The organism is Albidovulum sp. (assembly GCF_008933605.1).
Taxonomy (GTDB): Bacteria; Pseudomonadota; Alphaproteobacteria; order Rhodobacterales; family Rhodobacteraceae; genus Albidovulum.
On sequence record NZ_WBUS01000142.1, the window covers coordinates 1 to 8,066 of the forward strand.

At 70.4% G+C, this 8,066-nt stretch carries 7 protein-coding genes; 3 read left to right on the forward strand and 4 right to left on the reverse strand.

The window, feature by feature from the left end; all coding sequences use genetic code 11:
• The first annotated feature begins 523 nt into the window (after positions 1 to 523).
• Positions 524 to 2,113, forward strand: a complete 1,590-nt coding sequence (locus F9K34_RS15140) for a helicase HerA-like domain-containing protein (RefSeq protein ID WP_291337944.1) — start codon at positions 524 to 526, stop codon at positions 2,111 to 2,113.
• Positions 2,114 to 2,116: 3 nt separating this feature from the next.
• On the opposite strand, the gene F9K34_RS15145 is transcribed toward F9K34_RS15140, so the two are convergent.
• From F9K34_RS15145 to F9K34_RS15160, 4 genes are all read right to left on the reverse strand, one after another.
• Positions 2,117 to 3,421 carry an HlyC/CorC family transporter gene (locus F9K34_RS15145; RefSeq protein ID WP_291337945.1) on the reverse strand — a complete coding sequence of 435 codons (1,305 nt, stop codon included), beginning with the start codon at positions 3,419 to 3,421 and terminating at the stop codon, positions 2,117 to 2,119.
• 70 nt (positions 3,422 to 3,491) lie between these two features.
• A complete protein-coding gene (locus tag F9K34_RS15150; protein ID WP_291337946.1) occupies positions 3,492 to 4,442 on the reverse strand; it encodes a tyrosine recombinase in 951 nt (316 codons plus the stop codon).
• A gap of 2 nt (positions 4,443 to 4,444) precedes the next feature.
• Entirely contained in the window at positions 4,445 to 5,998 is a 1,554-nt protein-coding gene (locus tag F9K34_RS15155) for a hypothetical protein (RefSeq protein ID WP_291337947.1), read from the reverse strand.
• Complete coding sequence (locus tag F9K34_RS15160; RefSeq protein ID WP_291337948.1) at positions 5,985 to 6,122, reverse strand: hypothetical protein; 138 nt, start codon at positions 6,120 to 6,122, stop codon at positions 5,985 to 5,987. Before F9K34_RS15160 ends, F9K34_RS15155 begins: the two co-directional genes overlap by 14 nt.
• 167 nt (positions 6,123 to 6,289) lie before the next feature.
• Here F9K34_RS15160 and F9K34_RS15165 point away from each other — a divergent pair, with 167 nt between their 5' ends.
• Complete coding sequence (locus tag F9K34_RS15165; protein ID WP_291337949.1) at positions 6,290 to 6,838, forward strand: shikimate kinase; 549 nt, start codon at positions 6,290 to 6,292, stop codon at positions 6,836 to 6,838.
• Positions 6,835 to 7,950: a 3-dehydroquinate synthase gene (aroB, locus tag F9K34_RS15170; protein WP_291337950.1), complete on the forward strand. Its 1,116-nt coding sequence runs from the start codon at positions 6,835 to 6,837 to the stop codon at positions 7,948 to 7,950. Before F9K34_RS15165 ends, aroB begins: the two co-directional genes overlap by 4 nt.
• The last annotated feature ends 116 nt before the right edge of the window (positions 7,951 to 8,066 follow it).

Sequence of the window (8,066 nt, forward strand, 5' to 3'; positions counted from 1 at the left end):
CCTTCTCGCCTGCCTGCCCGCCGCGGTACCGGTGTCGGTCGCCGGGGCCGGCTGCGTCGCTTCCTGCGCCGCGGCGGGCAGGCAGGCGAGAAGGGCAGCGGCGAGGCTCAGCGGGCGGAGAAGTGCGGGCATGGGTTCTTTCCGTTCGTCCATGGGAATTTCGCGCCGCGTTTAGCATGGCGATCCGCCAGTGTCAGCGGCGAAAGCGCCGGCCGGCGCGGACAGCGGCTTTCTGCCGAGCGCGCGGCAAGGGCCCGCGGGGAGACGAAAAAAGGGCCCCGTTGGGGGCCCTTTCCAATACTTTCGCTCCCTGTCGGACAGGCCGACTTAGTCATTGGCCCGCACGCTATTGCCTTCGCATCCTTGCGTCAACCGGAAAAATTGCAGCGCCACGAAACTGATTCTGAACGAAAAAAACCGCGCAGGAGAGCCCGCGCGGCCAGTCAGACAGGGAGGAAGCAACATCCCGGCGCCGAGGACGGCGCGCCCGGATGCAATCGACACTGGCACGGCAGGGTTAAGGATGTATTGTTTCGCCAAGACCGGTTTGAGGCGAGGGATCAAGGTGTTGACGGACGGTGGACTATTCGTGGGCGGCGGCGGCGAGGGCTACGCCACGCCGCAGCAACTGCTTCTGAAGTACGGCAACCGCCACGGGCTCATCGCCGGGGCCACCGGCACCGGCAAGACGGTGACGCTGCAGATCCTCGCCGAGGCGTTTTCCGCCGCGGGCGTGCCGGTCTTCCTGTCGGACGTGAAGGGCGATCTCGCCGGGTTGGCGATGGCCGGCTCGGCCGAGGCGAAGCTCCACGACGCCTTCATGAAGCGCTGCGCCACGATCGGCTACGACCTGCAATACCAGTCCTTCCCGGTTGCCTTCTGGGACCTCTTCGGCGAACAGGGCACGCCCGTGCGCACCACGGTGACGGAGATGGGGCCGCTGCTCCTCTCGCGGCTGATGGACCTGTCGGAGCCGCAGGAGGGGGTCCTGAACATCGCCTTCCGGCTCGCCGACGAGGAGGGGCTGCCGCTTCTCGATCTCAAGGACCTGCAGGCGATGCTCGTCTGGATCGGCGAGAACGCCGCGGAGATCGGCCTGCGCTACGGCAATGTCTCGCCGGCGACGGTGGGGGCGATCCAGCGGCAGTTGCTGGTGCTGGAGAACCAGGGCGGCACACGACTTTTCGGGGAACCCGCGCTCGACCTCGCCGACATGATGCGGGTGCTGCCGGACGGGCGCGGCCAGGTGAACATCCTCGCCGCCGACCGGCTGATGGGCTCGCCCCGGCTCTACGCGACCTTCCTGCTCTGGCTCCTGTCGGAGCTTTTCGAGGACCTGCCCGAAGTCGGCGACCCGGAGAAGCCGAAGTTCGTCTTCTTCTTCGACGAGGCGCACCTGCTCTTCGACGACGCGCCCAAGGCGCTGGTGGACAAGGTAGAGCAGGTCGCGCGGCTGATCCGCTCCAAGGGGGTGGGGGTCTATTTCATCACCCAGAACCCCGCGGATGTGCCCGACGACATCCTCGGCCAGCTCGGCAACCGGGTCCAGCACGCGCTCCGCGCCTTCACCGCGAAGGATCAGCGCGACCTTGCCCGCGCGGCCGAGAACTACCGCCCCAACCCCCGGTTCGACACCGAGACCGCGATCAAGGAAGTGGGGACCGGCGAGGCCGTGACGTCCTTCCTCGAGGCCAAGGGCGTGCCCGGCATGGTCGAGCGCACGCTGGTCCGCCCGCCGGCGAGCCGGCTCGGCCCGATCACCGACGAGGAGCGGCGCACGGTCATCTCCGGCTCGGGGCTCGGTTTCAAGTACGACACCGTGACCGACCGCGACTCGGCCTTCGAGCGGCTTCAGACGCGCGCCGCCGAGGCCGCGAAGGCGGCCGCGGAGGCGGCGGCCGAGGAAGACCGGATGAAGGAGGAGCTTCGCGAGCTGAAGCAGGCCCGCCGCTACGAGGCGCCCGAGGTCGGCAGGTCGACGGCGCGGCGGTCCTCCTCGCGTTCCGACAGCGTCGCCGCGACCTTCGGCAAGAGCCTCGCGCGCCAGCTTGGCACGAGGACCGGGCAGGCCATCGTGCGCGGCATCCTCGGCTCGCTCTTCAAGTCGCGGTGAGGCTCAGAGCGGCCGGATCTTCAGCCGCGTGATCCGGTTTTCCTTGCGCTGGACGACCTCGAAGCGGAAGCCGTGGAACGAGAAGACCTGGCCCTCGTTCGGGATCACCTGGGCCTCGTGCAGGACGAGGCCGGCGATGGTGTTGGCCTCGTCGTCGGGAAGCACCCAGTCGGTCGCGCGGTTGAGGTCGCGGATCGTCATGGCGCCGTCGACGATGTAGTCGCCCGCCTCGGTCCGCTTCAGCGGATGCTCGGCATCGATGTCGAACTCGTCGGTGATCTCGCCGACGATCTCCTCGATGATGTCCTCGAGCGTGATCAGGCCGCGAAGTTCGCCGTATTCGTCCACGACGAGCGCGAAATGGGTGCGGCGCTTCAGGAACTCGCGCATCTGCTCGTCGAGGGGTGTGGTCTCGGGCACGAAGTAGGGCGCCTTGGACACGCTCAGGATGTCGAGGTCGGAGACCGAATCGAGATCGCCGTCTCCGGTCAGCAGGAACCGTTCGACCGCACGCAGGAGGTCCTTGGCGTGGATCACGCCGACAATGTTCTCGCGCTCGCCGCGGTAGAGCGGCAGGCGGGTGTGCGGCGATGCGAGCACCTGGCTGATGAGCGCGTCGGGTGCCGCGTCGGCGTCGAGCATCTGGATCTGGCTGCGGTGGCGCATGATCTCCTCCACCGTCCGGTCCGAGAGGTCGAGCGCACCGAGGAGGCGGTCGCGGTCCTCTTTCTGGACGCTGCCGGCGGAGTGGCCGATGGCGAGCGCCCCGATGATTTCCTCGCGGACGGAAAGGATGTGGCTGTCCGGGTCGGTCCTGACGCCGAAGAGCATGAGGAAGGCACGCACCACGGTGCGGACGACGGCGACGACGGGGCTGAGCACGCGCACCAGCACGCGGATCGGCCGGGAGAGGCGGGTGGCCGCCGTCTCGGGGCTGGTGATCGCGTAGGTCTTGGGCAGGACCTCACCGAAGACGAGGACGAGGGCCGTCATCACCATGGTGGCGACCGCCACGCCGTTGGCGCCGAAGAGCCGAGTGAAGAGCGCGGTGGCGAGCGAGGCGGCAAGGATGTTGACGACGTTGTTGCCGAGCAGGATCGCGCCGATCAGCCTCTCGCCGTCCTCCTTCAGCTTCAGCGCGATCTCGGCGCCGGTGTTGCCCTTGTCGGCCTGCGCCCGGAGCTTGCCGCGCGAGGCGGCCGTCAGCGCCGTCTCCGAGCCCGAGAAGAAGGCAGACATCAGGAGAAGCACCACGATCGCGCCCGCGGTCAGCCAGGTCGTCGTGTCGAGCATGAGGTCGGCGGTCATCAGGGGGGCGTCCTTTCGTTCGCTCCGTTATCGCCGCGCAGCCCGCCGCCTTCAAGCGGCCGCGCCGCGCTCACTCGCGGGCGAGGGGATGATGTTCGAGCACGAGCGCGCGCAGCCGCTCGTCGAGGACATGGGTGTAGATCTCGGTGGTGGAGACATCGGCGTGGCCGAGCAGCGTCTGGATGACGCGAAGATCGGCGCCGCCGGCGAGGAGATGGGTGGCGAAGGCGTGGCGCAGGACGTGGGGGGTCACCCGCGCGGGCGCGATGCCGGCGGCGGCCGCGAGGTCCTTCAGCAGACCGTGGAACGCCTGCCGGGTCAGATGCCCGTCGCGCCCGCGCGCGGGGAAGAGATGCCGCGAGGGCGGCTGACGCGCCTCGATCCGCGCGGCCTCCTCGGCCGCGTCGCGGGTGGCGAGCCAGGCCGCCAGCGCCGCGCGGGCAGGGGAAGAAAGCGGGACCATGCGTTCCTTGCCGCCCTTGCCCTTCACCATCAGCATCCGCGGATCCCCCCGCGCCGCCGCGACGGGGAGGGTCACGAGTTCGCTGACCCGCATCCCCGTTGCGTAGAGGAGTTCCATCAGGCAGGTGTTGCGGATTTGCTCGGCCGGGCTTCGGCCCGAGGCGCGCGCCGCGGCGAGGAGGCGGTCCACCTCCTCCACCGTCAGGACCTTCGGCAGGTGCACCGCCCTGGCGGGGCCGGCGATCTGGATCGCGGGGTTCTCGGCGCGCCAACCCTCGTCATAGGCGAAGCGGTAGAGCTGGCGGATGGCCGAGAGCCGGCGCGCGCGGGTGGCGCGGGAAAGCCCCTCGGCGTCGCAGGCGACGAGATAGGCTTCCACGTCGGCGCGGGTCGCGCGGGCGAAGTCGAGCTTGCGCCGGGCGAGCCAGGACGCGAAGTCCTTCAGGTCGCGACCATAGGCAAGCAGCGTGTTGCGGGCGGCGTCGAGTTCCGCCGCCTGCGCCTCGAGGAAGGCCGAGATCCAGCGCGCGGCCTCGCGGTCCGGGGCGGGAGCCGCCATCGTCAGCCTCGCCGTTCCAGGAGCACGAGTTCCAGCGCCGCCCGCCGCGCCGTCGTCTCGAGCCCGACATGGCGCAGGAAGGCCAGCCCCTCGGTCACGTCCCTGAGGTCGCCGCGGGCGCCGTCGGTGATCTGGTCGATCGCCTTCAGGAGCGCTTCGCCCAGCCGCCGCTCGTCGATCAGCGCCGCGAATTCCTGGGTCGGTCCCGCGGTGCCGGTGAACGCCGCCTTGATCGCCGCGCCCATCTGGTCGGGCGGAACCGTGCCCGCTCCATCGCCGGTCGCCAGGCCGATCAGGAAGGCCTCGCTGCCGTCGCGCGGCGTCCTCGCCTTGGCCACGCGCTCGTATCCGTCCGAGAGAAGCCCGACCCGGAAGGCGCGCGCGCCCGCCGCGCCCTCGAGGTCCATCCCGGCGAGCGCCTCGCCGAAGAGCGCGGCAAAGGGCACCTCGAGTTCCTGCGCCTCGACGAGTTGCCAGGCCACGGGCAGCGCCCGTGCCACCGCCGCCCGGTCCGATGCGGTGATCGCGCGGTCCAGCGCCTGAATGGCCCGCACCCTCTCCCACACGCCGCCCGAGGCGGCCGCCTCACGCTCGGTGTAGAGCCCCAGAAGCAGGTTCGGCTCGATCGCCCCGGTGCGCGACAGCCGCTCGGCCGCCTCCAGCCGCGTCTTCCAGCCGGCGTTCGACGTGAGGTCGGCATGGGCGAAGGCGAGCGGCAGGGTCGAGGTCTGGAGCGGTTCGCCGATGGCCTCCATCAGCCTGAGGTCAAGCGGCGAGGGGCGGGCGGGCACCGGCAGGTCCGGCGCCCCGTCGGCGAGTTCGGGGTCGAGGAAGCGTTCGAGCAGCGGCACCATGTCGGCGGGAATGTAGCCCAGCGTCTCGCCCGTCCGGAGCGAGAGGGCCGCCGCGTTCCAGTCGCCGCCGCGTGCGAGGCAGAAGACGCGGGCCTGGAAGGTCGGCGAAATGCCGGGCGTCTCGCGCATGACCTCGCAGGCGCGGTCCTCCTCTCCGGTCAGGAGCGCGATGTCGAACCGCCGCCGGAAGACCTCGGGCGGCGGATGGTCGACCTGTTCCAGAAGTGCCAGCGCCGGGTCGAGTGCGCCGAGGTCGAGCAGCTTGTCGATGCGGGCGAGAAAGACCGTCCCCTGGCCGTCGGAATCGGAGGGTGGGTTCAGTTCGGCCAGCAGGAGCTTGTAGAGCAGCGACTGGATGGCCGGGAGCGTGTGCACCCGCTCGGCCCGGATCATGCGCGCGAGGTCGGCGGAGGCCGTGGTGCCCCAGAGATCGCGCGGCAGGCCCGTCCGTGCCACCGAGCTCAGCCCGATGGCGTCGAGCGAAGGGGCGTCGAGCGGCAGGGTGCTGATCGCCCCCTGCGTGACCGACGTCGCCACGGGGGGCTCGGCCGGCGCCGGGGCGGGCATCAGCGCCGGCGTCGCGACGGATTTCGACAGCCAGTCGATCGCCGACAAGGGCTCGCCCGGGGCGGTCTCGGCCGCAAGCCCTGCCGGCACGGCGAGAAGCACGGTGACGACGAGAAGGGCCCTAGCGCTGCACATCCAGCTCGACCGGTGTCCTGACTTCGCTCCGCTCCGGCGTCATGTCGCCGAGATAGGCATAGCCGGCGAGACCGGCGAAGCCCATGACCGCGAGAATGAAGATGACCTTGAGAATGCGCAACATGTGGTCCTGCCGTCTTCTTGTTGTTTCCTGCCCGTGCCCGTCGCGGGGGCCGCCCCCCGTGTGCATTTATATATGGCATTCGCGGCAAGTTCACGCCATTGAGGGCAGAAAGTTCGCGGGCCGGGCGAGGACTTGCCACCGGCCGCCCGGAGGGAGACGGGACCGAGTTGGGAACCGGCGTGCTGAGGAAGACGGTCGTGCTCATCGGCATGATGGGCGCGGGAAAGACCGCGGTGGGGACCGCGCTCGCCCGGGCGCTCGGTGTCCCCTTCCTCGATTCCGACGAGGAGATCGAGCGCGCGGCCAGCATGTCGGTGACCGAGATCTTCCGCCGCGACGGCGAGGCCTTCTTCCGCGCGCGGGAGAGCGAGGTGCTGGCGCGGCTCCTGAACGGGCCGCCCTGTGTTCTCTCGACCGGCGGCGGCGCCTTCCTGTCGCCCGCGAACCGCGCGCTCATTGCCGAGAAGGGGGTGGCGGTCTGGCTGAAGGCGGACCTGGAGCTGCTGTGGCAGCGGGTGCGCCACAAGACGACACGCCCGCTTCTCAGGACGGCCGATCCCAAGGCGACGCTGGCCACGCTCCTGGACGGGCGCGCGCCGGTCTATGCGGAGGCGCAGCTGATCGTGGAGGCGGCCCCCGAATATTCGGTCGAGGAGATGGCCGCGAAGGTCCGCGCCGCACTCGCGTCCCGCCCGGATATCCTGGAGACGACATGACAGAAACGACAGACACCGTCCGCGTGGATCTCGGGCCGCGCAGCTACGACGTGCGCATCGGCGCGGGCCTCATTGCGCGTGCGGGCGAGGAGGTCGCGCCGCTGCTCCGCCGCCGTCGTGTCGCGGTCCTGACCGACACGACCGTGGCCGGGCTCCATCTGGAGGCGCTCCGCGCGGGGCTCGGCGGGATCGAGACGGTGGCGCTCGCGCTGCCGCCCGGCGAGGCGACGAAAGGCTGGGCGGAGTTCTCGCGCGCGGTCGACTGGCTCCTGGAGCAGAAGGTGGAGCGGCGCGACGTGGTGGTCGCGCTTGGCGGCGGGGTGATCGGCGATCTCGCGGGCTTCGCCGCGGCAGTGCTGCGGCGCGGGGTGCGCTTCGTGCAGATCCCGACGACGCTTCTTGCGCAGGTCGACAGTTCGGTCGGCGGCAAGACCGGCATCAACTCCGTCCACGGCAAGAACCTCATCGGCGCCTTCCACCAGCCCTCGCTGGTGCTGGCCGACACCTCCGTGCTCGAGACACTGCCCGCCCGCGACTTCCTTTCCGGCTACGGTGAGGTGGTGAAATACGGGCTACTCGGCGATGCCCGCTTCTTCGACTGGCTGGAGGCGAACGGCCCGTCGCTCGCCGCCGGCGACCGGGCGGCCCGGCAGCATGCGGTGCGCCGGTCGGTCGAGATGAAGGCGCGGATCGTCGAGCGCGACGAAACCGAGGAGGGGGAGCGCGCGCTCCTCAACCTCGGCCACACCTTCTGCCATGCGCTCGAGACCGCGACAGGCTATTCCGGCCGGCTTCTGCACGGCGAGGGCGTCGCGGTCGGCTGCGCGCTCGCCTTCGAACTTTCGCAGCGGCTCGGCCTTTGCAGCCAGGAGGCGCCGAGCCGGGTGCGGGCGCATCTCAGGGCGATGGGGATGAAGGTCGATCTGGCGGATATCCCGGGCGAGTTGCCGGGGGCCGAGGCGCTGATGGCGCTGATGGCGCAGGACAAGAAGGTGATGGACGGACGCCTGCGCTTCATCCTGGCCCGCGCGATCGGCGAGGCCTTCGTGGCGACGGACGTGCCGGGCGAGGTGGTGGTGCGGCTTCTGGGCGACGCGCTCGCGGGGCGCTGAGACAAGCGCCCGGTGCCGGGCGCCCTCAGCTCGGCGTCCCGGCCTCTGCGTTGCTTCACCTCCCGGCGGGGCGGGGGCACCGCCCCCGCGTGCGTCGGTTCAGAACGGAATCTCGT

Excerpts from the sequence above, each read along its gene's own strand:
- F9K34_RS15140 (WP_291337944.1), top strand. The coding sequence starts at position 524 with ATGTATTGTTTCGCCAAGACCGGTTTGAGGCGAGGGATCAAGGTGTTG.
- F9K34_RS15145 (WP_291337945.1), bottom strand. The coding sequence starts at position 3,421 with ATGACCGCCGACCTCATGCTCGACACGACGACCTGGCTGACCGCGGGC.
- F9K34_RS15150 (WP_291337946.1), bottom strand. The coding sequence starts at position 4,442 with ATGGCGGCTCCCGCCCCGGACCGCGAGGCCGCGCGCTGGATCTCGGCC.
- F9K34_RS15155 (WP_291337947.1), bottom strand. The coding sequence starts at position 5,998 with ATGTGCAGCGCTAGGGCCCTTCTCGTCGTCACCGTGCTTCTCGCCGTG.
- F9K34_RS15160 (WP_291337948.1), bottom strand. The coding sequence starts at position 6,122 with ATGTTGCGCATTCTCAAGGTCATCTTCATTCTCGCGGTCATGGGCTTC.
- aroB (WP_291337950.1), top strand. The coding sequence starts at position 6,835 with ATGACAGAAACGACAGACACCGTCCGCGTGGATCTCGGGCCGCGCAGC.